This window comes from Colwellia sp. F1, from assembly GCF_056238625.1.
Genome location: NZ_JBWDLI010000002.1, coordinates 20,678 through 46,402, shown reverse-complemented (window position 1 = coordinate 46,402; position 25,725 = coordinate 20,678). Strand labels below are relative to the sequence as shown.

Here is a 25,725-nt window from a genome sequence, read left to right as displayed (position 1 = left end):
CGCATACACTCACTAAGCTGAGACCTACATGTCATTTTCCACACTTGGTTTATCTGAACCTATTTTAAACGCCGTTGCTGATTTAGCTTACGCCCAGCCAACTGCTATTCAAAAACAGGCGATACCGATTGTATTGTCAGGGAAAAATCTTATTGCTGGCGCGCAAACAGGTACTGGTAAAACTGCAAGTTATGTTTTACCACTGTTAGAGCAACTAAGCGCAAAGCAATTAAAAAATAATCGCAAACTTAGAGGCAAGCGTATCCGGGCGCTTATTTTAGTACCAACCCGTGAATTAGCAGCGCAAGTTGAAGCAAGTATTAGCCATTACGGTAAGTATTTAAACCTAAGCGCTATGGCTATGTATGGCGGTATTGATGCAAGCGAACAGAAACAGCGTTTGATCTGGGGCGTTGATATCATGGTGGCAACCCCAGGCAGACTTTTAGATATGGCACATCAGCGCGCCCTACATTTTGACGAACTTGAAATGCTAGTGCTAGATGAAGCAGACAGAATGCTTGATATGGGCTTTATTAACGACATTAACAAAATTATTGAACGTTTACCCAGACAAAGACAGAGCTTACTATTTTCAGCCACTATGTCAGATAACGTGCGAGCCTTGGCGAAAAGAACAATTAATGCACCAGTAGAAATCTCACTTAGCCAAAACAAGGCAGCAACACCCAAAATAGCACAATGGTTAGTGACCACAGACAAAGGTAATAAATCGGCATTGCTTAGCCATTTAATTACCACGCTAAAATGGCAACAGGCGCTTATTTTTATTGAAACCAAGCATGGCGCAGCCAAACTGGTTAGCCAATTAGAAAAACGAGGCATAAAAGCTGAGTCAATTCACAGTGGTAGAACTCAAGCAGTTCGAGAGCAATTATTAAGCGACTTTAAAAACGGAAAAATTCACTTTTTAGTGGCTACTGGTATTGCTGCGCGTGGCCTTGATATTGGCGCGCTTGAACGAGTAGTCAACTATGATTTGCCCGATCAAGTTGACGATTATATTCACCGCATAGGGCGCACAGGCCGGGCTGGCGCATCGGGCGAGGCTGTTTCGTTGGTTTCAAAAGATAACTTTCGAAACTTATGTGCTATTGAAAGCCGCCTAAGGCATGTTATTGTGCGTAAAACGTTCGCAGGTTTTGAGGTGAAAAAAGTGGTGCCTGTTTCTATTGTAGACTATGTGCCTAAAAACAAGCGAACTGCACAATAAGTGGTGTTGAAAATCGCTGCACCGTTAATCAGCCCGAGGTAGTATATGAAAAAGCCAACCAATAAAAAGTTTTTTACTACGCAATATCTGACAACTTATCATGTACTGGTAGCCGTTGTGTTATTGACCGTGATTGGGCTCGTATTTTTTTCACCAAAGGACAGTGTGCCTAACTTTGAAGGATATAAAGCAGGAAGTGAAAGAAAAACGGCATTTTTTAACTACTTTGTTCCCCTAATTAAAAATAATAATCAAGCGATAGCCAATACCAGAAAACAACTCAAAGTCTGGTATAAAAATCAAGATAACCTAGGCTGGTGGGATACTCGAAAATTAACTGATTTAGCAACAGCGTACCGCGTGACAAACTTTAGTATCAAGGATGACGCAACTTGGCAAGTGCTCATTAACAAAGTGAATGTGCTACCACCCTCACTTATTTTGGCGCAAGCTGCTAATGAAAGCGCTTGGGGGACATCAAGGTTTGCCAAATTAGCCAATAACTACTTTGGCCAATGGTGCTTTGAACAGGGGTGCGGCCTTGTTCCAACAAAAAGAGACTCAGGAAAAACCCATGAGGTTGCCGCATTTGACTCCCCCCAAGCCTCGCTTGAAAGTTACATGTTAAACTTAAATAGTCATCCTGCTTATCAGTCACTGCGTGAAATTCGCACACAATTAAGTGCTAAAAATATGCCGGTAACAGGCGTTGCCTTAGCGGCTGGTTTAAGTCGTTACTCTGAGCGCGGGGCGGAATATATAGCAGAATTACGTGAGATGATTAAATTTAATAAACTTGAGCAATATGATCTAAACATAGAAGCTAAATAACCCCTTACTTAAGCTGAGCTCTTAGCACTTAACGCTAAACACTTTAATGTGAGTCTTATAGGCTAATAAAGTGAGTTTATGTTAGACTCTCATGCTCAATTGGGCTCTAAGAGCAAGATATGCTTAGAGCCAGTTATTCGCAGTATAAATAATAGAGTTTACTCACTTATTTATACCGTATTATCACAAACTCTACGATAGAACTCCTACTATGATTATGTCGCTTATACGCTGGCCAATAGGCCGTCTTATTTTATTACTTAACTTTATATTTTCACCAAGCTCACCTAAAAGAACAGTAGCTGAGCAAAAAAAAATTGATGAGGTAACTCAACACTTAAGCTTGTATCAACTACCTAGCTGTCCTTTTTGTGTCAAAGTACGTCGTGCGATGAAGCGCGAAGGGATAAATATAGCACTGCGTAATATAAATCAAGTAAACGATTACCGTGAAGAGCTAATACGTGAGGGCGGTAAACGCACAGTCCCTTGTTTACGTATTGAAAAAACGACTGGTGAAGTACAGTGGCTTTATGAGTCTACTGATATCATTTCACACCTGCAACAGCTTGTAAAAACAGCCTAGCTTTTGGCTCGCACAAAAATCCAATTAACATAATACATTTACTGAAATAATTTTTGCGTTATCAGTGTCTACTATACTATGGATATAAACTATCGATATTTAGAGCTGATATGTTAATTAAAATACCTACTAGCAATACATTGACCGACGCTAACGTTACTGATGAGTCGGTCTACCTTGCGCGTCGCAGCTTATTAAAACAAATGGGATTTTTAGGCGCAGGCGCTTTATTAAATGCTACTGTAACACCCAATGCGCAAGCGAGCTTTTTCTCTACTGATAAAAAACAAGCAAGCTTTCAAACAAAAGCGCTTAGTTATCAGCCAGATAATTTAAATCAAACCCTATTGAAAACGCCCGAGAGAAAAGTTATTTCGCATAATAACTTTTATGAATTTGGCGCGCAAAAAGATCAACCCATTGCGCTCTCACAAGCATTTAAGGTTAACCCTTGGCAATTAAAAATTTCAGGGGAATGTGATAACCCAATCACCCTTGATTATGACGATTTAAGCAAAATGTTTCCATTAGAAGAGCGTATCTACCGTTTGCGCTGTGTTGAAGCTTGGTCAATGGTTATTCCCTGGATAGGTTTTTCGTTGGCGAGTTTACTTAAAAAAGTATCGCCAAATTCACGTGCAAAATATATCGCCTTTGAAACACTTTACGACCCTAAGCAAATGCCCGGACAAGCAGACAAGCGCTTGGGAGGCGGTATTAAATTTCCTTACGTAGAAGGTTTACGTATCGACGAAGCAATGCACCCTTTAACATTAATGAGTGTTGGCTTATATGGTAAAACGCTGCCACCGCAAAATGGTGCCCCTATTCGCCTCGTTGTGCCGTGGAAATACGGTTTTAAAAGTATTAAATCCATTGTTGGTATTAAATTGGTAGAGCACCAACCGCCAACAACATGGAATAAACTGGCAGCAAATGAATATGGCTTTTACGCCAATGTTAACCCAAATCATGACCACCCAAGGTGGAGCCAAGCAAGTGAGCGCCACATAACAACCGGTGGTTTATTTGCACGAAACCGTATTGCCACAAAACCGTTTAATGGTTATGGCGAACAAGTTGCAAGCCTTTATCAAGGCATGGACTTGTCAAAATACTATTAATACCCTATAGCATGGCGTGATCACCTGTTAATACCTTACCTTTTTACGCCGGTTTATGGTTCTGCGAGGTAATAAGTTGTTCGCACTTTAACTTGAAATTATTCATTATGACAAATAATAAAACAATATTTTGCCTAAAAGTGCTTATTCATTTAGGGGCGCTAATCCCTTTAGTTAATCTATATTATTTAGCCTTTGAAGATAAATTAGGCGCAGATCCGGTAGAGGCTGTTATTCACTTTACAGGGATAGGCGCACTTAATTTGTTGTTAGTCACCTTAACAATTACCCCCTTAGCTCAAATAACAAAGCAAGGTAAACTATTAAAAGTGAGGCGGCTTCTTGGGCTTTATGCCTATACTTATGCGGTTTTGCATTTAGTAAATTTTCTTAGCTTTGAAGTACAATTTGATGGCATATTATTTATTAGTGAGGTAATTAAGCGGCCCTATATTACTGTTGGTATGATTGCTTTTTTGCTGCTAACGGCCTTAGCTATTACTTCATTGGATACACTAAAACGTAAAATGGGTAAGTCGTGGCAGCGTTTACATAACATGAGCTATCTCATTATTATGCTGGTCACCCTGCATTTTTATTGGTCAGTTAAATCAGAGCTAACCTCTCCTTTGTTATATTTTGCCTTGGCGATAACTTTATTATTATTTAGGTATAAAAAAATGACACGTTATGTAAAAAATCGCTTTACCAGTAAAAAAAGCCAGTAAAAACAGCCTAGCCATGACTGAAATATTTACTTTTTGACTAGTTTTCCTTGTTCTTTGCAACAAACAAGATAAAAAATCATTTTGCTCTTCTGCCATTTGAGATTGTGTATAACAACGTCACTCATGGCACATTGTTAGCGTATAGCAAGGCAATAATCACATCAGTTTCACTAAACTGTCGGAATTTATTTATCGTTAGCGCTTGGTTAATTGCAGTATGACTAAGCCAACCATCGTACTTTTTCTACCATTGGTCGAATATCCGTCTTAAAGCCCTGTTATCTGTTATTAAGCGCTTGTCGTTAAAGGGCAAACATAATATTCTTTTTCGGTCTACACTATTCAATTAAGCCTATAAAGCGCGATATAACTAACAATATTAAAACGCGTTTTATATTTTCAACAGAAAAGATAGCGTTGCTAGTAGGGAAAGGGGGTTTTAAAAGCTTAAAAAAACACCGCCTACAATGCCAACAGCCTGTTTTCTAACACAAGTTGAATAACGATGAACCTTACTATGTACCTCAAGGAATAAACATGAAAAGAAACGCAATAACGCTCAGTTTAGTGATGGCGGCCGTGTCATTAACTATCACTGCGTGTTCACCCAATGAAAAACAAGATGATAAAGTGACCATCAATAAAAACCCTTTCCCAAGTACCTACCAAGCATTACCACACCAGAATACCTTATTCACGAATGCAACCGTTTTAACAGGTGTGGGTGAGCGGCTCAATAATGCCGATGTACTTATTATGGACGGTAAAATTAAACAAGTAGGGGAGAACTTAAGCGCAACCAATGTCACTGTGATTGACGCCAAGGGCAAATGGCTAACTCCTGGCATTATTGATGTTCATTCACACCTTGGTGTTTACCCAAGCCCAAGTGTTGAGTCGCATTCTGATGGTAATGAAATGACATCACCCAACACCTCAGAAGTTTGGTCAGAGCACAGTGTTTGGCCACAAGACCCAGGGTTTCAAGCAGCCAGAGCAGGCGGGGTAACCACTTTGCAAATATTACCAGGATCAGCCAATTTATTTGGTGGTCGTGGTGTTACCTTACGCAATGTACCCGGCCATACAATGCAATCAATGAAGTTTATTGATGCCCCCTATGGTTTAAAAATGGCCTGTGGTGAAAACCCAAAGCGTGTTTATGGGAGTAGAAAACAATTACCTTCAACCCGTATGGGCAATGTAGCTGGCTATAGAGCAGCATGGGCAGAAGCCACCGAATATAAACGTGCCTGGGACAAATACAACAAAGAATACCAAGCAGGTAAAAACCCGACAGCGCCAACAAGAGATCTTGAATTAGACACCTTAATGGGGGTGCTTGACGGTGAAATTTTAATCCATAACCATTGTTATAAAGCTGAAGAAATGGCCGTAATGATGGATATTGCGAAAGAATTTAACTATGACTCAGGCACCTTTCACCATGGCATTGAAGCCTATAAAATTGCAGATGAACTCGCTGCTAACGGCAATTGTGTTGCCATGTGGCCTGATTGGTGGGGCTTTAAAATGGAAGCGTATGACATGGTTGATGAAAATGTTGCAATTGTTGACTCAGTTAACAACTCATGTGCCATCGTGCACTCTGACTCAGCGACAACCATTCAACGTTTAAATCAAGAAGCCGGTAAAGTGTTATACCGGGCGAATGATAATGGCTTTAACTTAAAAGAAGAAGACGCGATAAAGTGGATTACAGCTAATGCAGCTAAATCACTCGGGATAGCTGATAAAACAGGTAGCTTAGAAGTAGGTAAAAATGCTGATGTTGTCTTGTGGAACACCAACCCTTTCAGTGTGTATTCACAAGCAGAGCAAGTTTTTGTTGATGGTGCGAAAGTCTATGATCGTTTTGATGAAAAATATCAGGCGAAAAGTGATTTTCTTTTAGGACAAGAGTAGGGGATAACTTATGAAACATAATCAACATACGCAAACAAAAACACAGAGCCAACTAACAAAACGACTACTCAATTTAAATGCTTTAGTGCCTGCTGCTATTACAGCACTCGTGTTAATGACCAGCCAAGCACAAGCTAAAAGTACCGCCATTACGAATGCCACAGTTTATACAATGACGAGCGAGCAGGGTATATTAGCGCAAGCTACCGTTATTATTGACGAAGGAAAAATAACCCAAGTTTACTCCAACCAGCAGACACCAGATCACATTGAAGCAGATCAAGTGATTGATGCTAAAGGAAGAATACTAACCCCAGGGTTTATTGGCAGCATGAACGCTTTAGGCTTAGTTGAAGTTGGCGCTGTATCAAGAACACGTGATGGCAAAGATAAAAAAGCCGATATTACTTTTGATGCAAGTTTAGCATTTAACCCAAAGTCGAGCGCAATTCCTTATGCACGCAAAGGGGGGATCACAACTAATATTTCAGCTCCCCACGGCGGCGAAGGCTTATTTGCTGGCCAAACATTTGCCGCTAATTTATCAGGTGAATTTAACAGTATTACCGCGAAGAAAAATGGGGTGCTGGTATATTTAGGCGCTGAAACTAATGGCTCTAGAGCACAGAAACTACAGCAACTTGACTACAGACTGGCAGATGCGAAAAAGGCATTAGCCAATGCCAAAGATAAAAAAGCGAAGGCAGATAAAGAAGCTAAAGAACTAAAACGTGATGAACGGGCGGTTAATGCCATATTGTCAGGCGAGAAAACATTATTAGTTTACGCCGACCGAGCAACAGACTTGTTGGCGTTACTCGCTCTTAAGAAAAAATATAGCCTTGATCTAGTACTTGTTAGCGCAAGTGACGCGGTACTTATTGCGGATGAAATAGCCGCAGCACAAGTCCCCGTTATTTTAAGCGCTATTGACAACTTACCCAGTAGTTTTGACTCATTAAATGCTTCATTAGCCAACATGGCACTACTTGCGAAAGCAGGCGTTAGCGTTATATTAGCGCCTAATGGTGATAGTTATAATATTAACCAGTTACGCTTTGATGCAGGCATTGCCGTGGCGAATGGCTTGCCAAGAGAAACAGCGTTGTCAGCGCTTACAGCGAATGTAGCGGATGTGTTCAAGCTAAATGCAGGCCGCATTGGTGTAGGGAAAACAGCAGACTTAGTATTATGGAGCGGTGACCCTTTAGAGCTAAGTACTAAAGTTGACTTAATGTGGATTAACGGTGAGCAAGTATCAACGCGATCTCGCCAAGATGCCTTACGTGACCGTTATACGAGTAAAAGCGACATGCCAAGAGCCTATAGCAAATAAAACAACCAAAAAATGGCTATGAGCAACCTCCGAAGAAAGTATGCGGTATAAAAGCAGCGTAAGAAAAAACGCGCAGTATTGTTACTGCGCGTTTTTTTATCTTCGGTTAATATATCAGTTAATCAGTAAAGTAATAATAAAAACGCAACTAATAGTTCCAAATAGTCGTTGGACAAATGTCTCATTAGTCGGTAAATACCCTTGAAAATTTGCACTGAAAACTCAATTTGCGCTGATTAAACAAACAGTTTGTTGTGTTTTTGACAAACTTTTTGCTTAGAAATGATAAAAATATTAAATTTTTATTAATTAAATAAAAAATAAAAGTCGTTATTTTTTAGCTATATATAATGGTTTTGATGTTTTATTAACATTTTTTTTTGAAAATACACTAGCCAAAAGAAAAAATAAGCGTTATGGTTTAACTTGACTGATGACAGCGTTGTCATCAACTAAATGACAACGCTGTCGTAGTATAGAAAAATAATATAGTATTAATGAGTGTATAAAAATACATTTTCAAAAAACAAACGTGTGTAAGGGAAATATTATGTCATCTAAAACATTTAAAAAAGGCGTGTTATCGAGCTCAATTGCTCTCATTTTAGCTGCAGGTGCTGCACCAATGGCTATGGCCGCTGAAGAAGCAGCAGCTACAGATAAAGATGTTGAAGTTATTCAGGTTACGGGTATTCGTGGTTCATTAAAAGCATCATTAAACGGTAAACGTTTTTCTGATGCCGTGGTTGACGTTGTATCTGCAGAAGACGTTGGTAAATTTCCAGATGGCGATGTTGGTGAGTCACTCGCGCGCATTCCTGGGGTAAGTGTTTCTCGTCAGTTTGGGCAGGGACAACAAGTGTCAATTCGTGGTGCTTCTGCGCAATTGACAAGAACATTACTTGATGGTCACTCAGTAGCCTCAACAAGTTGGTTCGACCAACAAGCAGTAGATCGTAGCTTTAACTACTCAATGCTTCCTTCTGAATTAGTAGGTGGTTTAGAAGTTTACAAATCATCACAGGCTGACCTTGTTGAAGGCGGTATTGGTGGTACAGTTATTGTTAAAACACGTAAGCCATTAGATCTAGAAGCTAACTCTGTATTTGCAAGTGTAAAAGGTGACTACGGTACAGTGTCTGAAAAGACAGATCCTGAGCTTTCAGGTTTATATAGCTGGAAAAATGATAACGAAACCTTTGGTGTTTTAGTTTCAGGGGCAATGTCAGAAACGAACTATCAGCGTAATGGTATTGAATCATCAGGCGGTTGGTCTGGTGGTATGGCACCAACAACTTTCCAACAAGACCGTGATCGTACTGCCATTAATGTGGCTATGCAATATCGCCCAACAGACTCATTAGAGTTTGGTTTAAGCTTAATGTCTTTAGATTTTGGTGCGAACAATGCTAACTCACAAGTTATAATTTTTCCAGGAGAAGGCTCTTGTGAGCAAACTAATGCATCAGGCAACTGTACTTATCGTGATATTGATGGCACAGGCACTGGTTTTTTCCAAACGTGGGCGCGAAAAGCTAAAATGGACTCTAACACAGTTGATTTTGACTGGAAATATGAAGCAAACGCCTTTACCTTCAGTGGCCGCATAGGTAGCACAAAATCAGAAAGTGAAGTGGTAACAGCAAACTATGGTGAGTGGACAAGCAACAACGCTGACTATGATGGCATTGTTGATATGACAGGTGACGAAACTAAATATAACCTAGTTAAGCAGTCATACGACTCAAGTATTTTACCAGAAACTATGGGGCCTCAAACATGGGCACCAGAATTTAACCCTGACTCAGACGAAGAAACGTATTTTAATTTTGATTTTGAAATTCCGGTAGAGTTTGGTGTGATTAGTACAATCAAGACAGGCTTGCGTTATGCTGATCATAAAGTGGTACAAGATGGTAATGGTGCTAATGTTAATGCAGACTTACGCCCATTAAGAGATGCGTCAGAATACTACCCTGGTACCGTGACTGCTGGTGGTGGTTTTATAATACCTGAGCCAAACATGGACCTGATGATCTCTGACTCACTTGCTATGACTGAAGGCTATACACAGCGCCCTCAAGCTTACGGGACAGTTGAAGAAGAAAACACAGCATTATATGTTATGGCTGGTTTTGATACCGATGGTATTCGCGGTAACCTTGGTTTACGTTATATTGCAACAGATATTGCTTCAGACTATTACAACTTAAGCGATACAGGTGTATATGATACGACAATAACAACAGATAAAGCTGACTACAGCGAAGTACTGCCAAGTATAAACATTGTCATGGATTTAGCCGATGATTTAATTTTACGTACCTCAGCGGCACAAGTGATTTCTCGTCCAAATTATGCTGATTTATTTGCTACACGTAGTTTAGCTGGTTACACCGATAACAGACCACAAAATGAAGTATTACAAACGGGCAATGTAGGTTTAAAACCGTTTAAAGCTTTCCAAGCAGATATCGGCGTTGAGTGGTACTTTAGTGACGACGCAATGCTTAGCTTAACTTACTACATGAAAGAGGTGAGCTCATTTATTTCTACACAGCAACAAACCAACCAACAAATAGGAATAGACATTCCAGTCTACGAGACTAACCCTGATGCTGGTGTTTCTCCTTGTGGTGAAGGTGTGAATGACTGCTGGACAGTAAGTTCCTCTACTAACGGTAGTGGTGGCTCTATTGAAGGTATCGAAATTCAAATTCAAGATGCCTTTGATAATGGCTTTGGTTACTCAGCTAACTATACTTATGCAGATGCTAAAGCACCTAGCGGTAATTACCCAGACAGAGTTGGCGTATTTTCTGATTCTTCTAAGCATACTTATAACTTAGTAGGCTTTTATGAAAATGATGATTTTTCAGCTCGTTTAGCATATAACTGGCGTTCAGAGTTTATTATTCGTGAAGCACCTTTCTGGTATGGTAACCGTGAGCACAAAGCATACGGATCTCTTGACTTAAGCGTAACGTACTCAGTAACAGATTACTTAGATGTTACATTTGAAGGTATTAACCTGACAGAAGCAAACAGTATTCAACTGGGTAATAATGATGCATCAACAAGTTTACCTAATCCAGACTTGTTAAATAACTTCCCAGTATGGAGCTTTGAAGGTGAAGCACGCTATAAACTTGGTGTTGCTGTACGCTTCTAAGTTGTATCGTTAGTAATAGTAAAGTTTTAACAAAAGCTAGAATGCCATTCACGTTAAGTGAGTGGCATTTTTTGTTTGATAGCTTGGAACTTGAGCTATTAACATAATGACTTTCAGTAAGGCGCTAGCCTTCCTATGTATCAGCGAGCAACGCCAGAGCCATTAATTACAACATTTAACTGCCATTGAAATTGCTAAAGCCAACCAAGAGATGAAAAGGCAAAGGTTACATATGAGGATAACCTGTCAGAATCACGAAAGAGTAATAAGGAGGCTATGAGTCGCGAAGAAGGTGTTATCAGTAGAGTAAAATTTAATAACTAACCTGATGTGTTGGTTAACGACTTTACGGCGCTTAGAGATAAAAAACCGATGAGATATCACCGGATTTTCATACCTTACTTGGCCACTTCATATGCCCGCCTAGCGAGCAGAGAACATATTACTAAGCGGGCAAAAGGCGCTTAAAAAATGGCTACTATGACAAGCCTAGTGTTGATCAAATAGAATTTGTTTTTTAGTTAAACGAGCTATTTGCTGCATTGACGATAATTGTGCATAAATTAACGGTAATAAGCCTTTCTCACGCAATGTACAGAATACATTATGGTCAAGCTCATTTATTTTTTTTTCATCAATAACAAATAAACCATCAATACCATATTGCTTACCTTCACCAAGGTTAATATTGAGCTTTTTCAGTGTAAGTAACCGTTGTGAAGCCAAATATTGGAGAATTGCATCTGTTTGCTCAAACGTTTGAGCAACATCAAGTAAGTGCTTTGTTCTTGCCTGCAAATATTCAGTTTGCTCGCCTTTGTCATCAAATAATGCTTGGCCGTGTTCATTGGAAACCATTGGGCTGTCAAGATCAATCCCGACAAAACATTGCTGGGAGTTTTCGCTTTGAGAATGCAATGATAGCGGCGCATTTACAAAGCTAGAAGGCATGACTGACGGGGTCCATTCACTATTTTGACAATAAAGGTTAACACCAACTTTGACGCCCATCATGGCAACAGCAGTAAATTTTCCGGTGTTTTCATTTTTAACAAATACAATAGCAAACTCCGAAGCAAGCGGGATAAAGTCATGTACCGCTACCGGAATTAAATGCTGCTCTTTAAATCGAGAGAAGTCGACACTATCTTGTATTTTTATTGTTTGGTGTTGCGCATTATTCAGTGGGGTGATTTGTGCCATAAAATGGGGCTCCATGGTATATTGATACTTCTGTAACAGAGGATGTTATTTGGTTTAATATGCTTATCAGCGATGTAAACTTGCAAAAGAGGCTATGGATAAACGTCCTGTTTTAGGGTCATCACAATAGCTATTTTTCGAGACCAAGTTTGCACTGTGTAGTAAATTACCTTGATAAACAACAAGGCGATTATATTTGGCTTCAATAGTTAATACTTGCTCAAATATGCTTGTTGTTCCTGTGATATAGCCACTGTGTTCCGCAGTAGTTTGACTTACATCTGCTAACATTTGCTTAAGTAGCGGCTTATGCTCTTCTTTAAACTCAATAAGATTTTCAGGGATATATTTATATATACTGGTTCCCCCAAGCGCTTTTCCTGATAAATAATGTACAAAGGCATAATCAGTCGCATTGCAAGAATCAATATGAGGAAGTTTCTGATCTAAAAGTAATTTATCTGGTTGACAAGTAGTTAACGACAGCAAGCACTTATGAAAAGTAACTGGGGTAGGTTCTTTTTGCAAAAGAGGCATTATTTGATCCTGAAAAAAAGCCTGTAACAGGTTTTTATATGGCAATGGCATGTGATCTCGCACACCAGGATAAAAAGATTTATCAGCAAACATGGGGTTAAAGTAGGCTATGTTGTGGGCAAAGTCCATAACACTGGTGGTATCTAATAAAAAATCATCGACAATAAAAGCAGATAAAGACGTATCAGGAATATTAACTTCACTTATAGTCAGCGCAGGGTTAACCTTTATATTTATCATATTAAACGTTTAATTAGCAAAAGATAAAGATTAATATACTTACATTTGACAGCGCTGTCAAAATTGTAGATAGTAGTATAGTCATCACACAACTAAAAAATATCGGATGAAAAATATGAATAAAAGCACACTTGTTTTGCCACCTCTGTTTTTGTCTTCCTTAGCGTTATCACTAAGCCTGGCATTAACAGGTTGTGGGCAAGCAAACCAAGAGCCTAATAAAGCGATAACAACAGAGCATAAAACACAGTTACACCCCATTAGCCAACAAGAACTTGACAGCATGGCCGCAGATCTTAAGGTGAATTACCGTGTAGTCACTAATATGCCCACAGATAAATGTGATGCTAAAAAAGCAGACGGGGCTTGTTTCGAAGTGGAATTAAGCTTAACGGCGAGCAAAGCGATTACTGCGAACAATTGGGCTATTCACTTTAGCCAAATTAATCCGGTACAGTCATCAGAAAGTGAAGAATTTAGTGTCACGCACCTAAATGGTGACTTACACCAAATAAAACCACTTGAAACCTTTACAGGGTTTGCTGCAGGAGAAACAAAACGTATTACCTTCAGAGCAAACTTTTGGATGTTAGCGGAAAGTGACGCTATGCCAAATTACTTGCTCACTGCTACCAACTTACAAGCAAGAGTCATAGCAAGTACAAAGCCGACAATTGACCAAGACACGCAGTTAGAGATACTTCCTTTTGTAGAACCATTTACCGACGAAATAACCCAGTTTAAGCGTACCAGCAAGGATAAAACACAGTGGTTAACAAGCGATAAACTCTATCAACGTAACGCGCAAGGCATTGCTAGCACGGCTATCGACACACAAGCTGTTGAGCGCGCTATTATTCCTACGCCCAAATCAGTGCGCTATAGCGAAAACAAAGCAGTAGTTGATGTAAGTAATGGGCTAAAAGTTAGTTTTTCCAATGTTATCCCAAGTACAGTTGATGTAGCGCTTGAGCGCTTAGCAAGCTTGGGGCTTAAGCAAACAGACAAAGGCTTACCCGTTACGCTGCATATACAAACCGATAACACTAAAGCGATTGGCAGTTATACACTTGCTGTTAATGCGCAAGGGATTAATATCGTAGGTGTTGACGACACGGGTGTTTTCAACGGCTTACAATCGTTAGCGAGCTTATATACCGTAAACCAGCAAACGATACCTGTTGTTGATGTTGCTGACGAGCCTCACTATAATTTTCGCGGTATGCTAGTTGACGTAGCACGTAATTTTCATTCTAAAGCGTTTATTCTTGATTTATTAGACCAAATGGCAGCTTATAAATTAAATAAACTGCACCTACACCTAGGTGATGATGAAGCTTGGCGCCTAGAGATCCCAAGCTTACCAGAGCTAACTGAAATCTCGAGTAAGCGTTGTTACCCGCTTTACAATGACAGGCAAGAGCAAACCTGCTTGTTACCTCAATTAGGTGCAGGTGTTGACGCTAACTCATCCGTTAATGGTTTTTACAGTGTCGATGATTATCAAGACATCTTAAAAGCAGCCACAGCTCGCCATATTCAAGTTATTCCTTCTTTAGATATGCCAGGGCACTCCCGTGCTTCAATTGAGGCAATGGCAGCACGTTACAAAAAATATCAGGCACTTGAAGAGCCGGAAAAAGCGCAGCAATTTTTACTCAATGATTTTGACGATACAACCGAATATTTATCGGTACAGTATTATAATGATAACACTATCAACGTATGTCTTGAGTCATCTTATGCTTTTGTACTAGAAGTGATGACACAGGTGAAAAAAATTCATCAAGATGCAGGACAACCATTAACGCGCTACCATATAGGTGCTGACGAAACCGCAGGTGCGTGGCTAGAATCCCCAGCTTGTAAAGCATTTGTCGCCAATAATAATCAAGGTGTGACCGACATGAGCGAGTTAGGCGCTTATTTTATTGAGCGCGTTGCTGGTATTTTATCAAGTCTCAACATAGAAACAGCCGGTTGGAGCGATGGTATGGAACATACTCGCCAAGAAAATATGCCTGCCATTGCACAAGCTAATGCTTGGGATGCATTATTTTGGGGTGGCCATAGCAAAGTACATAGTTTAGCTAACCGTGGTTTACAAGTAGTGCTTTCATCACCCGACGTATTGTACTTTGACTTCCCATACGAAGCCGACCCCAAAGAGCATGGTTACTATTGGGCCTCTCGCCATACAAATACCGAAAAAGTATTTCAATTTATGCCTGACAATTTACCCGTACATGCAGAGTTTTGGCTAGACAGGGAAGACAACCCCTACAGCGCAGACGACACAATAACTCCCTTGGCTAAAGCGCAAACCTTTTTAGGCATTCAAGGGCAGTTGTGGAGTGAAAACGTTCGCCTTGACGAAGTGGCAGAGTATAAAATATATCCCCGCATTATTGCATTAGCAGAGCGTGCTTGGAACCTACCTAAGTGGGCTGTGCCTTATAATTATGACGGTGCTGTCTACCATCAAGAAAGCGGTGTTTTTACTGAAAAAATGCAAGCATTGCGTGATAAAGACTGGCGTTTATTTGCACAAGTTTTAGGGCAAAAAGAATTTGAAAAACTCGAGCTTGCAGGTATTGATTATCGCCTGCCAACGGTGGGGGCTGTGATTGAAAAAGGTATTTTAAAAGCAAATATAGCATTTCCTGGGCTAGGGATAGAGTATCAGATCCAAAACACGCCAAATGAAAAAGAAGCTTGGCATAAATACAGTGAACCAGTGCAAGTAGGTAATGCTGAAGTTTTGGTGCGCAGCCGTTCAATCAACGGTTTACGCGTGGGGCGTAAGACGAAAGTATCGGCACGCTAATCATAAAATAGATGGCAGATAAAAAATTAATTATATTTTTTATTTGCCTCTATCTCTAATATAATCAACGAATTGCGAATTCTTATAGCGATTAAAAAGTGTTAGTTTACAATTTAATGAAAAAAAATAATGACAACGCTGTCATTAGGCGATAAGATAAAATTATAAATAGATTTGATTGCATTGTTTTATATTATTGATGGTAGAAACATAACAATTAAATAATTAAAAGAAATATTGAGGTTAGTATGCTCACAAGCAGTGACAATAACACAACGCTATTTTTAGGAATAGACGGTGGTGGAAGTAAATGTAAAGCCATTGTTATGAATGAAAATGATGAAATATTAGGGACAGGCATCGCTGGCCCAGGCAACCCTCTGCATGGTTTTGAACAAGCAACTAATTCAATTACCGAGTCGGCTCAACTGGCCTTAAAAGATGCTGGTTTAACACACATGAAGTTAAGTGAGCTGAATGCAGGCGTTGGCCTTGCTGGCGTTAATTTACCAGCGCACTTTAAACAAATGTCACAGTGGCAGCATCCATTTAAGCAAATATTTCTTGCTCATGACTTACTTATCGCTTGTTTAGGCGCGCATCATAGTAATAATGGTGCGGTTATTATTTCGGGTACTGGCTCTTGTGGCTTTTCATGTGTTGATGATAAAGAAGTGCTCATTGGTGGTCATGGTTTCCCACAAGGCGATAAAGGTAGTGGCGCTTGGTTTGGTTTACAAGCGGCTAAGCATGTATTGCTTGCCTTAGATGGTGTGGCGCAATCATCAATGATCAATGACATGTTTTTACAAAGACTAGCCTGTGATGACGCCACTGCCGTGGTTGAAAAAATAGCAGGGAAAAAAGCGACCTACTTTGCACAATTAGCAAATATAGTATTTGACGCCGCCGAGCAAGGTGATAGGGTTGCGCTTGCTATTGTTGCTGACGGCGCTGAATACCTTAATAGCATCGCCAAAGTATTGTTAACTAGCAAACCGGCACGTATATCAATGTTAGGCGGGCTAACCCCGCGCTTGAAACCCTGGCTTGATAAAACATTAAAAGCTCAACTCGCAGAGCCATTAAGTGAGCCTGAAGTTGGGGCTGTTTTATTTGCTCGTCAATCATTAGCAAAACGACAAAGCTCGGTGTAAATTAATGTCATTATTTAATAATAGAACCGAGTAAATAAAGAAACATATTTGAGGATTAAACTAACATGTCACCATTACGCCTTTACGCAAAACGTTTATTTGATGGTCAACAATTTACTGACAACCAAGTGTTAACCATTACAGACGGTGTTATCAGTGCAATAGACCAAAACACCAATGATTTTGATGTGCAAGCTACAGGTTTGGTTGTACCTGGCTTTATCGACTTGCAAGTAAACGGTGGCGGCGGCGCCTTATTTAATGATGCACCTTCTGTAGACAAATTAAAGACTATTATTAGTGCGCATGCAAAGTTTGGTACTACAGCCATGATGCCAACCTTAATTACCGACAGAGTAGCCGTTATGGCACAAGCAGGCGATGCTATGGCACAAGCAATAGCAGAAAAAGTACCTGGTATATTGGGCATTCATTTTGAGGGTCCTCATTTATCATTAGCCAAAAAAGGCACGCACAGCCCAGAACTAATTCGTCCAATTTCAGATGATGAGTGGCAAGTATTATCGCGTAAAGACATGGGGCAAGTAATGGTAACTTTGGCGCCTGAAACCGTATCTGCGCAAGATGTAAAACGTATGGTTGAGCTTGGTATTAAGGTTTGCTTAGGTCACACCAATGCAAACTTTAGCACGGCACAAAAAGCAGTTGACGCTGGCGCAACAGGCTTTACTCACCTATTTAATGCAATGTCACCATTACAAGGGCGTGAGCCTGGTGTCGTTGGTTGTGCTTTATTAAATGATAACACTCAATGTGGCTTAATTGTTGACGGACACCATGTTGATTACGCGAGTTGCCAGCTAGCGATTAAAACTAAACCTGCCGGCGGCATTTTTTTAGTGACAGATGCCATGCCACCAGTTGGTACCAATATGACAGAATTCCCTTTATATGACCGCACTGTTTATGTTGAAGATGGAAAATTAACCTCTACAACAGGTGAATTAGCAGGCTCGTCACTCGACATGGCAACCGCGGTCAAAAACACCCATTTAGGGTTAAATGTCCCGCTAGATGAGTCATTGCGTATGGCAAGTTTATACCCTGCGCAATATTTATATCAACATAATCAGCCTACTCGCGGTGAGCTTAAAGTGGGCAGGCAGGCTGATATTGTTGTGTTAAATGAAGACTTTACCGTGCAATCAACTTGGATTGGCGGAATAAAAGTGGCGTAAATTAGCGCCCCCACAACCAAGTGAAAATAGCGGAAAAGATAAGAAAAAGATAAAAGCAGAAAACGTACAGCGAAATAATTAAAAAGTTAATGCTAGTTTTAGCCATTAACATACAAATAAATGAGGAAGTTATGGAAATGTCATTACCTAAAGATGAACAAGAGAAAAATGAAGTCAAAAGAAGTAATGCACTGCCAATGGCTATGGTGGCAGGTCTTTTCTTTATTTTAGGTTTTGCAACCTGGCTTAATGGCTCCTTAATGCCTTATCTAAAGCAAATACTGCAACTGTCGCCTTTTCAGGCTTCATTGATTCTCTTTTCTTTTTATATTGCCGTGACTTTCACAGCCTTACCCTCGGCAGCCGTTATTCGTAAAGTGGGCTATAAAAACGGTATGGCATTAGGTATGGGCACTATGATGCTGGCTGGCTTGTTGTTTATTCCAGCGGCAAAAACTCAAATCTTTGCCTTATTTTTATTAGCCCAACTTGTTATGGGGGCAGGACAAACGCTATTACAAACAGCGGTTAACCCATACGTAGTGCGTATTGGTCCAGAAGAGTCTGCTGCGGCGCGTATCTCAATTATGGGTATTTTAAATAAAGGTGCTGGTGTTGTCGCGCCTATTGTTTTTACAGCCCTTATTTTAAGCGGTTTTAGCGACACTGCCGGTGGCGAATTAACACAAACACAAATTGATAGCATGGCCGATGCCTTAGTTTTCCCTTACCTGGGTATGGCACTATTTATTGGCCTGTTAGCGTTTGCTGTTAAAAACTCACCTTTACCTGAACTAGCAAAAGAAGTTGATGAAGAGGGTGACAACAAGGGGCAGCTAAAAGAAGTATTAGCGCATCCTAACCTAGCCTTAGGTGTCTTAGCATTGTTTTTCTATGTTGCGGTAGAGGTTATTGCTGGTGACACAATTGGCACTTTTGCTTTATCGTTAGGCGTTAAAAACTACAGTGTAATGACTTCATATACCATGGGCTGTATGGTGATAGGTTACCTTTTAGGTATTGTGCTTATACCGCGTTATATCTCACAACAAAAAGCATTGGTTGTCTCGGCTACTTTAGGGGTTTTTATTAGCCTTGGCGTGGTTTTTGGTGATACAAACTCGTTTTTAATTGCTAATGCAATGTCATTTATTTTAGGAGCACCACAATTTCCAGACCCGCTTATTTTAATCGCTTTTCTTGGTTTGGCTAATGCTATTGTTTGGCCAGCTGTATTTCCACTCGCTTTGTCCGGTTTAGGAAAACTTACCAGTGTTGGCTCTGCGTTATTGGTCATGGGTATTTCAGGTGGTGCATTTGGCCCATTATTTTGGGGGCTAGCCAGTGGCGCTGCTGCAGGACAACAAGGTGGGTATATCGTGTTGTTACCTTGTTATTTATTTATTCTATTTTACGCTATTAAAGGCTGTAAAATGAAAAGTTGGAAATAGCTTATCTAAATAGCTATGACTAACAAAAGTTTATAAGCGTTGGCCTTACTCCCTAACCAGCGTTTGTAAAAAAGCTCTGCGGCCAAAATCAATAATCCCTATTAATTATTATTGATTTTGAAAGTTGAGGGTGCGTTAAACGATCATTTGATCGACCCTGAGTTTTTAAACTCAGGGTTTTTTTATTTTATCAGTAACAACAATTCAAACGCTGAACAGGTCAGGTTAGTTCACAGTAGAGCTAGCATGAGGCGCGTTTTCGCTTAGTTTTCAACAACATTTTGTAGGTCTTGCTCTGCTTCTTGCGCTAGTCTCTCTCTTTCCGCTTTAGAAACATAACGTGGCTTATTACTTTGCTGAAGCTTAGCATTTGCTTTTTTCTGCTTCTTTTTTAGTGTTTCATTAATTTTCTTTTTACGATTCATAATGTGCTTCTTTTGTTTAAATAGCTGAAACAGCAGATAACTGTTATTATGCACTTACTCGCTTTTTCTTGAAAGCGTATTATTTCTTAAAAACACATTACTTCCTAAAAAGATTTTACATTATATTATAGACAGAGGCATTCACCTTGAGCGAAGCAACTAATAACAGTAAAGGCTCATTAGCTTTTGCTTCACTAAACTTACATAAAGATTTAGTGAAAAACTTATCTTCCCTTGGCTATGAAAAAATGACGCCAATACAAGCACAAAGCTTACCTGAAATGTTAGCGGGTAAAGATGTTATTGCTCAAGCAAATACCGGTTCAGGCAAAACCGCTGCCTTTGGTTTAGCACTATTAGAAAAACTCGTGGTTAAACGCTTTAGAATTCAGTCAATGGTGCTTTGTCCCACACGTGAACTGGCAGACCAAGTGGCAAAAGAAATCCGTAAGCTTGCCCGGGCAGTGCACAACATTAAAGTACTCACTTTATGTGGTGGTACACCTTTTGGCCCGCAAATAGGTTCGTTAGAGCATGGTGCACATATTATTGTTGGTACACCTGGTAGAATTGAAGAGCACGTTATTAAAGGTACGCTCAAGTTAGACGATTTAAACTTGTTGGTGCTCGATGAAGCAGATCGCATGTTAGAAATGGGGTTTGAAGCAGCGCTTGACAATATTATTGAGCGTACCCCACTTAATCGCCAAACCTTATTATTTAGTGCTACTTTTCCTAAGCAAATTCAAGCAATAAGCGAAAGTATTATGACTTCGCCTGTTATAGTTAAAGTCAGCAGTGAAAAGGAACAATTAAATATTAGCCAGCAGTTTTTTCATGTGGAAGGTGACCTTGAAAGGTTTGAAGCACTACGCTTAATATTACTTGATAAGCCGGTAGAGTCGACCGTTATCTTTTGTAACACCAAAAAAGAAACGCAATTAGTTTGCAATAGTTTGCATGATGACGGCTTTAGTGTTTTAGCCCTACATGGTGACTTAGAGCAACGAGAAAGAGACCAAACGTTATTACGTTTTGCTAATAAAAGTGCTGCTATTTTAGTCGCAACAGATGTAGCAGCACGTGGTTTAGACATAGACTCGCTTGACTTGGTGGTAAACTATCATATTGCGCATGACAGTGAAGTACATATACACCGCATTGGCCGAACAGGGCGTGCAGGCGCCAAAGGTAGAGCTGTTTCACTATTTAGTGACAAGGAAACGTATAAAGTAGGACTTATTGAAGACGAACTTAAGCAAGTAATTAAACCAGTATTACTTCCCTCAAGTGAGGTGTTAAATAATAGTAGGCCACAAGCAAAAATGGCGACCATACAAATTGACGGGGGCAAAAAACAAAAGCTACGCCCAGGGGATATTTTAGGGGCGTTAACAGCGAAAAATCCCGACGGTATCAGTGGTGGTGTAGAAATTACCGGTAAAGATGTTGGTAAAATTAGTGTTCTTGATATAAAAGCTTACGTTGCAGTAAATAAAAAGGTGTTAAAAACAGCCTTAAGAAAGCTGTCAAAGGGTAAGATGAAAGGCAAAACTTATAAAGTACGCCATTTAACAGTATAGTGCAGCAATCATATTCATTTAACATAAACGTATAGATTTAGCCTAAGCGTATAGAAAAGCGATCAAGTTTTGCTTAAACAATATCAACAATTAGTTAAACAACAAGTGCTTTGCCAAGACAATGCACAGTACGCGGCAGTTATCGCCTTAGAACAATTATCTAAACAACTTGTACAAGCAAGTGAGCAACGCCATGCAACCAACTTGGTCACTAGGTTAGTGAACAAGTTGCTCCCTGCTAAACTGTCTAGAAAACTGCCTTTCCTAAAAAACCAAGTCCCCTTACCTAAAAGCTTGTATTTTTATGGGCGAGTAGGGCGAGGCAAAACCATGTTAATGGATTTGTTTTATCAAAACACACCAATTCAGCGAAAAAAGCGGATTCATTTTCACCGCTTTATGGAAAACGTTCATCAACAATTAAATGAACTTTCAGTACAACAAAAAGCGATAGTGAAGCAATCATTATGGAGCACTAACACCAATACAGACCCACTGACTGTTATAGCAAAGTCATGGGCCGATAATATTGACCTGTTATGTTTTGACGAATTCTTTGTCAGCGATATTGGCGATGCAATGCTACTTGCGGGGTTATGTCGTGAACTTTTTTCGTTAGGCGTTATCCTTATTTTTACTTCTAACTGCCAGCCTGAAGCACTTTACCGTAATGGTTTGCAACGAGAAAGGTTTTTACCAACTATCGCTTTAATAAATCAATATTGCTTAGTCATATCGGTAGACGGTGACACCGACCATAGGTTAACTAATACCGAAACAGCACAACATCACCATAATTATTACTTGACTAAACAAGCGGGAGACCAATTGTTAGCTAAACGTTTTGCTGCGCTAACTTCACAGAACCAGCTTGATATAGCTTCTAAGCAAAAGCGTAAAATTACCATTAATAACAGACGTATTAGTTATATAGCTAAAACAGATAAACATATTTGGTTTGATTTTTACGCGCTATGCTCAGGTCCTAGGAGTCAACGAGACTACATAAAAATAGCGGATCAATTTCAAAGTGTATTTATCAGCCAGGTACCACAATTTTCCGGCACACTCATTCCAGCGGTTTTTTCAGGCGTAGAAGACAGTTACCAACGTAGTGGCATACTAATGGGAAATTTGCGACACTTAGATGATGAAGCACGTCGATTTATTGCGCTAGTTGATGAGCTCTATGATAGAAAGGTACTGTTAGTACTCAGCGCTGATGTCGATATTAACGCGCTTTATCAAGGTGAACAACTGAGCTTTGAATTTCAACGTTGTCAATCACGCTTGTTTGAAATGCAACAACGCCAATAGCGCTGTTAGTTTGCTAAATATTAAACTAATATTTAGCCTTTTTAACTAAAAAGCGTTGTTTTTATTACTGTGTGTTTTTGTAATCTTTTGAAAAATAAACTAATTAAAGTTGGCATTGCGCTTGTAACCCAACAATCAAGAACAGCAGCTATTAGCCAATATCATCACCAAAATTAATATCTAATACAGGTGGGTATTGCTTATAAAGGAAGCATAATGATAAACAAACTACCGTTAACAATGACATTGTCAAAAATATTTATTGCAGCAACAACACTCTCCCTACTGTTACCGAATGTTTTATATGCGCAGGAATCTTGTGACGTAGACTTAACAGCAGGTTTAACAATAAATAACGCAAAAATAGAATTTTTTGAACCGAAAAAGCAAGATAATATTTTATATACCATTGATACACAAAATAATTTAACCGTTGGTGGCAACAAAATCGCCTTAAATGCAAAGCAAACTGAATTAATAGCACAATACTCCACGCACATCCGAAAGATAGTGCCACAGGTAAAAAGCCTTGCTATTGAAGGGGTTGATCTTGCCGTTGATGGTGTTAATTTGGCCTTTAACCAATTGCTAGGGAAAGGTAATGATGTTGGAGCAGACTTAACGCAAGAACTCGCCCTGTTAAAAAGTGAAATTATCGCACGCTTTAATATAAACAAAGGCTTTACTATTGGAGCGAATGGGGTTGCTGACGATGAGCTTTTTGGTGCTGAAATAGAGCAACGTATCAGCACAGCGGTAGAACAAGCTGTCATGGCTTCAATGGGAAGTTTACTCGCTGCTTTAGGCCAAGAAATGATGCTTTCAGGAGGCGATAGTAATGCGTTTGAAGCCCGAATGGAAAACTTTGGTGACACCATAGAGTACGAAATGAAAACAGGTGCAGAAAAAATAGAGCGTAAAGCCGACAGTTTATGCTCAGCAGCAATTGAAATAGACCAACTCGAAGGGAAACTACAGCATAATATTGCAGCTTTAGCTGGTATTAACGTGCTTACTGTAAAGCCAGCTAGAAATATTAAGTGATAACGTCACTTAATTTAATTTTATTCTCTAAAGTTATTTATTTTCAAGCCGATAAAATGAATAAGGCAGTTATATCTGTTTATAGCAGTCTTAACCTACTCAAGATATAAAGGGAACAAACTATGAAGAATAATAAAGTGTTATCTAAATCACTTGTCTGTTGTGCAATTGCTTTTATGGCTAGCACAGTGACTATGACTGCAAATGCTGAAAGCGTAGACTTTCCAGTTTCGTTTAGAACAATTTCTGATGTAGAAATTTTACCAGTACAAGACTTAAATTTTGGTGCAACTATGTTTTCAGCTAGTGGCGGCACTTGTTCGATGGATGCCTCTGGCCCTACGATAAATGACGCTGATGCAGCTATTTTAAGGGATACGCCAGTCTCAGGTAGTCTTGCAGGTGCTGTCACAGGCTCAGGTTGTATTGATACTGCCGCAGGTGTTTCAGGTAATCAACTTGGTATTTACCGCGTAGTAGGTATTTCTGGCTCCGATGTTAAAGTAACAGTTAATGAAGTAACAGGGGCTGACTTTGATTATACACCAGATTCAGGTTGTATTAGTAAATACGATGGTGCTTCAGCAGGTGATACTTGCCAATCATTTTTTGTTGCATCACCAACGACTACGGCCTTAGCTGATAGTACGGATGGAGGTGATGCTGGTGTGACTGATGGTGAATTGCGTATTGTTGTTGGTGGTAAAATCACTATCAATACAGACTTAACAGCTGACACAAACTACACGCAAAACTTTACTATTGATGCAATATACTAAGCGAGCAATTAATCTGTGGTTATAATTAATCACACAACTTAAAGCCATGTGAACATTGACATGGCTTTTTTATTGTTCAAGTTTACTGTTTATTTTGCCTGCCAAAACATCATAATAAAGGGTATCTAATAGGTAATTATATGTTAGCCAAAGTAAAAATCACAAGCGCACTTGTTGCCATAATATTAACCATTACTGCTTTTCACGTTAACGCGATTAGCTTAACCAGTAATCGTATTTATCTTGACAATAATAGTAGGGTTGCCTCATTTATTGTGTTAAATCGCAGTTTAACCGCTGAAGAGTGCCAGTTGTCATTTCGTTACTTTGACTTTAATGACGCCGCGGTAATGGGAAAGGAATTAGTGGATAGCATACCGAGTAATAACACCAATAAAACGGTTAAGTTTTCGCCACGTCGTTTTTCGATTGCTGCAGGTAAATCTCAATCTATTCGTTTGTCATTAAGGCGAAGTGCGACGACAGACAAAGCAGAATATCATAGTTATTTGAGCCTAAACTGTGGAAAAGTAACCCCCCCCACGACGAACTTAGTCAATGTATCACCGCGTTTGGTGCATAATGTGCCCGTAGTTGCTCGTACAGCGACTCTGCACGCCCAAGCAAATTTTAGTGATGTAAAACGGGTAGACAATGGTAAAATTGCTTTTAGACTTAATAGAACGGGTACTCGCTCTATTTACGGTGACTTAGCTATTATTAATAAACTCACGGGAAAAAAGATTAATGGCTTGCAGTCTGTGTCAATTTATACCCAGTCAAGCTACCGTGACTTTGAGTTTGTCATACCCAAAAGCCTTTCGCTAAATAACATCTCACTACGCTTCACTGAAGTGGCTAAGTACGGTGGTTCATTAACAGTTCATTATAACCAGTAGTCACCTTTTATACTGCTATGTTTTTTAGAAGATGCGGTTATTGATTGATAACCGCATTTTGTTTTGTATCACGCACTTTTATTACCTTACTCCCTGGCATGAAACATGCTACAAGAATTAAGGTGTG

Annotated in this window: 20 protein-coding genes; 17 read left to right on the top strand and 3 right to left on the bottom strand. The window is 39.6% G+C overall.

Annotated elements, in window-relative coordinates; genetic code table 11:
* The first annotated feature begins 28 nt into the window (after positions 1-28).
* From AC0UA9_RS01995 to AC0UA9_RS01960, 8 genes are all read left to right on the top strand, one after another.
* Positions 29-1,234, top strand: coding sequence for a DEAD/DEAH box helicase (locus tag AC0UA9_RS01995; protein WP_475656276.1), 1,206 nt, complete (start codon positions 29-31; stop codon positions 1,232-1,234).
* Between the two features lie 45 nt (positions 1,235-1,279).
* The gene (locus AC0UA9_RS01990) at positions 1,280-2,065 is read left to right on the top strand and encodes a glucosaminidase domain-containing protein (protein WP_475656272.1); all 786 of its coding nucleotides are present in this window, start codon (positions 1,280-1,282) and stop codon (positions 2,063-2,065) included.
* 217 nt (positions 2,066-2,282) lie between these two features.
* Positions 2,283-2,651, top strand: a complete 369-nt coding sequence (locus AC0UA9_RS01985; RefSeq protein WP_475656885.1) for a glutaredoxin family protein — start codon at positions 2,283-2,285, stop codon at positions 2,649-2,651.
* A gap of 110 nt (positions 2,652-2,761) precedes the next feature.
* Entirely contained in the window at positions 2,762-3,775 is a 1,014-nt protein-coding gene (gene msrP, locus AC0UA9_RS01980) for a protein-methionine-sulfoxide reductase catalytic subunit MsrP (RefSeq protein WP_475656268.1), read from the top strand.
* 107 nt (positions 3,776-3,882) lie between these two features.
* On the top strand, positions 3,883-4,503 hold the full coding sequence (gene msrQ, locus AC0UA9_RS01975) for a protein-methionine-sulfoxide reductase heme-binding subunit MsrQ (RefSeq protein ID WP_475656265.1): 621 nt from the start codon (positions 3,883-3,885) through the stop codon (positions 4,501-4,503).
* 570 nt (positions 4,504-5,073) lie between these two features.
* Entirely contained in the window at positions 5,074-6,429 is a 1,356-nt protein-coding gene (locus AC0UA9_RS01970; protein WP_475656882.1) for an amidohydrolase, read from the top strand.
* A gap of 10 nt (positions 6,430-6,439) precedes the next feature.
* The gene (locus tag AC0UA9_RS01965) at positions 6,440-7,765 is read left to right on the top strand and encodes an amidohydrolase family protein (RefSeq protein ID WP_475656263.1); all 1,326 of its coding nucleotides are present in this window, start codon (positions 6,440-6,442) and stop codon (positions 7,763-7,765) included.
* A 550-nt stretch (positions 7,766-8,315) separates the two neighbouring features.
* Complete coding sequence (locus AC0UA9_RS01960) at positions 8,316-10,937, top strand: TonB-dependent receptor (protein WP_475656259.1); 2,622 nt, start codon at positions 8,316-8,318, stop codon at positions 10,935-10,937.
* 489 nt (positions 10,938-11,426) lie between these two features.
* Here AC0UA9_RS01960 and AC0UA9_RS01955 read toward each other — a convergent pair whose 3' ends face one another.
* Complete coding sequence (locus tag AC0UA9_RS01955; protein WP_475656256.1) at positions 11,427-12,140, bottom strand: SapC family protein; 714 nt, start codon at positions 12,138-12,140, stop codon at positions 11,427-11,429.
* A gap of 66 nt (positions 12,141-12,206) precedes the next feature.
* Positions 12,207-12,917, bottom strand: coding sequence for a DUF6445 family protein (locus tag AC0UA9_RS01950; protein ID WP_475656252.1), 711 nt, complete (start codon positions 12,915-12,917; stop codon positions 12,207-12,209).
* A gap of 115 nt (positions 12,918-13,032) precedes the next feature.
* Here AC0UA9_RS01950 and AC0UA9_RS01945 point away from each other — a divergent pair, with 115 nt between their 5' ends.
* The 4 genes from AC0UA9_RS01945 (at position 13,033) to nagP (ending at position 19,551) form a co-directional block, all read left to right on the top strand.
* Entirely contained in the window at positions 13,033-15,744 is a 2,712-nt protein-coding gene (locus AC0UA9_RS01945) for a family 20 glycosylhydrolase (protein ID WP_475656249.1), read from the top strand.
* 248 nt (positions 15,745-15,992) lie between these two features.
* Positions 15,993-16,901 (top strand): N-acetylglucosamine kinase, encoded by a 909-nt coding sequence (nagK, locus tag AC0UA9_RS01940; RefSeq protein WP_475656244.1) that lies wholly within the window; start codon positions 15,993-15,995, stop codon positions 16,899-16,901.
* 65 nt (positions 16,902-16,966) lie between these two features.
* The gene (gene nagA, locus AC0UA9_RS01935) at positions 16,967-18,100 is read left to right on the top strand and encodes an N-acetylglucosamine-6-phosphate deacetylase (protein WP_475656241.1); all 1,134 of its coding nucleotides are present in this window, start codon (positions 16,967-16,969) and stop codon (positions 18,098-18,100) included.
* 131 nt (positions 18,101-18,231) lie between these two features.
* On the top strand, positions 18,232-19,551 hold the full coding sequence (gene nagP, locus AC0UA9_RS01930; protein WP_475656239.1) for an N-acetylglucosamine MFS transporter NagP: 1,320 nt from the start codon (positions 18,232-18,234) through the stop codon (positions 19,549-19,551).
* 263 nt (positions 19,552-19,814) lie between these two features.
* On the opposite strand, the gene AC0UA9_RS01925 is transcribed toward nagP, so the two are convergent.
* Positions 19,815-19,976 carry a DUF2986 domain-containing protein gene (locus tag AC0UA9_RS01925; RefSeq protein WP_475656237.1) on the bottom strand — a complete coding sequence of 54 codons (162 nt, stop codon included), beginning with the start codon at positions 19,974-19,976 and terminating at the stop codon, positions 19,815-19,817.
* Positions 19,977-20,122: 146 nt separating this feature from the next.
* Between AC0UA9_RS01925 and dbpA the strand changes: the two genes are divergently transcribed.
* From dbpA to AC0UA9_RS01900, 5 genes are all read left to right on the top strand, one after another.
* Positions 20,123-21,559: an ATP-dependent RNA helicase DbpA gene (dbpA, locus tag AC0UA9_RS01920; protein WP_475656235.1), complete on the top strand. Its 1,437-nt coding sequence runs from the start codon at positions 20,123-20,125 to the stop codon at positions 21,557-21,559.
* A gap of 69 nt (positions 21,560-21,628) precedes the next feature.
* The gene (gene zapE, locus AC0UA9_RS01915) at positions 21,629-22,876 is read left to right on the top strand and encodes a cell division protein ZapE (RefSeq protein WP_475656233.1); all 1,248 of its coding nucleotides are present in this window, start codon (positions 21,629-21,631) and stop codon (positions 22,874-22,876) included.
* A gap of 216 nt (positions 22,877-23,092) precedes the next feature.
* Positions 23,093-23,920 carry a DUF2884 family protein gene (locus tag AC0UA9_RS01910; protein WP_475656232.1) on the top strand — a complete coding sequence of 276 codons (828 nt, stop codon included), beginning with the start codon at positions 23,093-23,095 and terminating at the stop codon, positions 23,918-23,920.
* A 122-nt stretch (positions 23,921-24,042) separates the two neighbouring features.
* Positions 24,043-24,699, top strand: coding sequence for a hypothetical protein (locus AC0UA9_RS01905; protein ID WP_475656230.1), 657 nt, complete (start codon positions 24,043-24,045; stop codon positions 24,697-24,699).
* Positions 24,700-24,839: 140 nt separating this feature from the next.
* Positions 24,840-25,598, top strand: a complete 759-nt coding sequence (locus AC0UA9_RS01900) for a fimbrial biogenesis chaperone (protein ID WP_475656227.1) — start codon at positions 24,840-24,842, stop codon at positions 25,596-25,598.
* Positions 25,599-25,725 lie beyond the last annotated feature (127 nt).

Coding starts and splice junctions, on each gene's coding strand:
- AC0UA9_RS01950 (WP_475656252.1), bottom strand. CDS start 12,917: ATGATAAATATAAAGGTTAACCCTGCGCTGACTATAAGTGAAGTTAAT.
- msrP (WP_475656268.1), top strand. CDS start 2,762: ATGTTAATTAAAATACCTACTAGCAATACATTGACCGACGCTAACGTT.
- msrQ (WP_475656265.1), top strand. CDS start 3,883: ATGACAAATAATAAAACAATATTTTGCCTAAAAGTGCTTATTCATTTA.
- nagK (WP_475656244.1), top strand. CDS start 15,993: ATGCTCACAAGCAGTGACAATAACACAACGCTATTTTTAGGAATAGAC.
- AC0UA9_RS01960 (WP_475656259.1), top strand. CDS start 8,316: ATGTCATCTAAAACATTTAAAAAAGGCGTGTTATCGAGCTCAATTGCT.
- nagP (WP_475656239.1), top strand. CDS start 18,232: ATGGAAATGTCATTACCTAAAGATGAACAAGAGAAAAATGAAGTCAAA.
- AC0UA9_RS01990 (WP_475656272.1), top strand. CDS start 1,280: ATGAAAAAGCCAACCAATAAAAAGTTTTTTACTACGCAATATCTGACA.
- AC0UA9_RS01995 (WP_475656276.1), top strand. CDS start 29: ATGTCATTTTCCACACTTGGTTTATCTGAACCTATTTTAAACGCCGTT.
- AC0UA9_RS01985 (WP_475656885.1), top strand. CDS start 2,283: ATGTCGCTTATACGCTGGCCAATAGGCCGTCTTATTTTATTACTTAAC.
- AC0UA9_RS01925 (WP_475656237.1), bottom strand. CDS start 19,976: ATGAATCGTAAAAAGAAAATTAATGAAACACTAAAAAAGAAGCAGAAA.
- AC0UA9_RS01905 (WP_475656230.1), top strand. CDS start 24,043: ATGAAGAATAATAAAGTGTTATCTAAATCACTTGTCTGTTGTGCAATT.
- AC0UA9_RS01955 (WP_475656256.1), bottom strand. CDS start 12,140: ATGGCACAAATCACCCCACTGAATAATGCGCAACACCAAACAATAAAA.
- nagA (WP_475656241.1), top strand. CDS start 16,967: ATGTCACCATTACGCCTTTACGCAAAACGTTTATTTGATGGTCAACAA.
- AC0UA9_RS01970 (WP_475656882.1), top strand. CDS start 5,074: ATGGCGGCCGTGTCATTAACTATCACTGCGTGTTCACCCAATGAAAAA.
- AC0UA9_RS01910 (WP_475656232.1), top strand. CDS start 23,093: ATGATAAACAAACTACCGTTAACAATGACATTGTCAAAAATATTTATT.
- AC0UA9_RS01900 (WP_475656227.1), top strand. CDS start 24,840: ATGTTAGCCAAAGTAAAAATCACAAGCGCACTTGTTGCCATAATATTA.
- AC0UA9_RS01945 (WP_475656249.1), top strand. CDS start 13,033: ATGAATAAAAGCACACTTGTTTTGCCACCTCTGTTTTTGTCTTCCTTA.
- AC0UA9_RS01965 (WP_475656263.1), top strand. CDS start 6,440: ATGAAACATAATCAACATACGCAAACAAAAACACAGAGCCAACTAACA.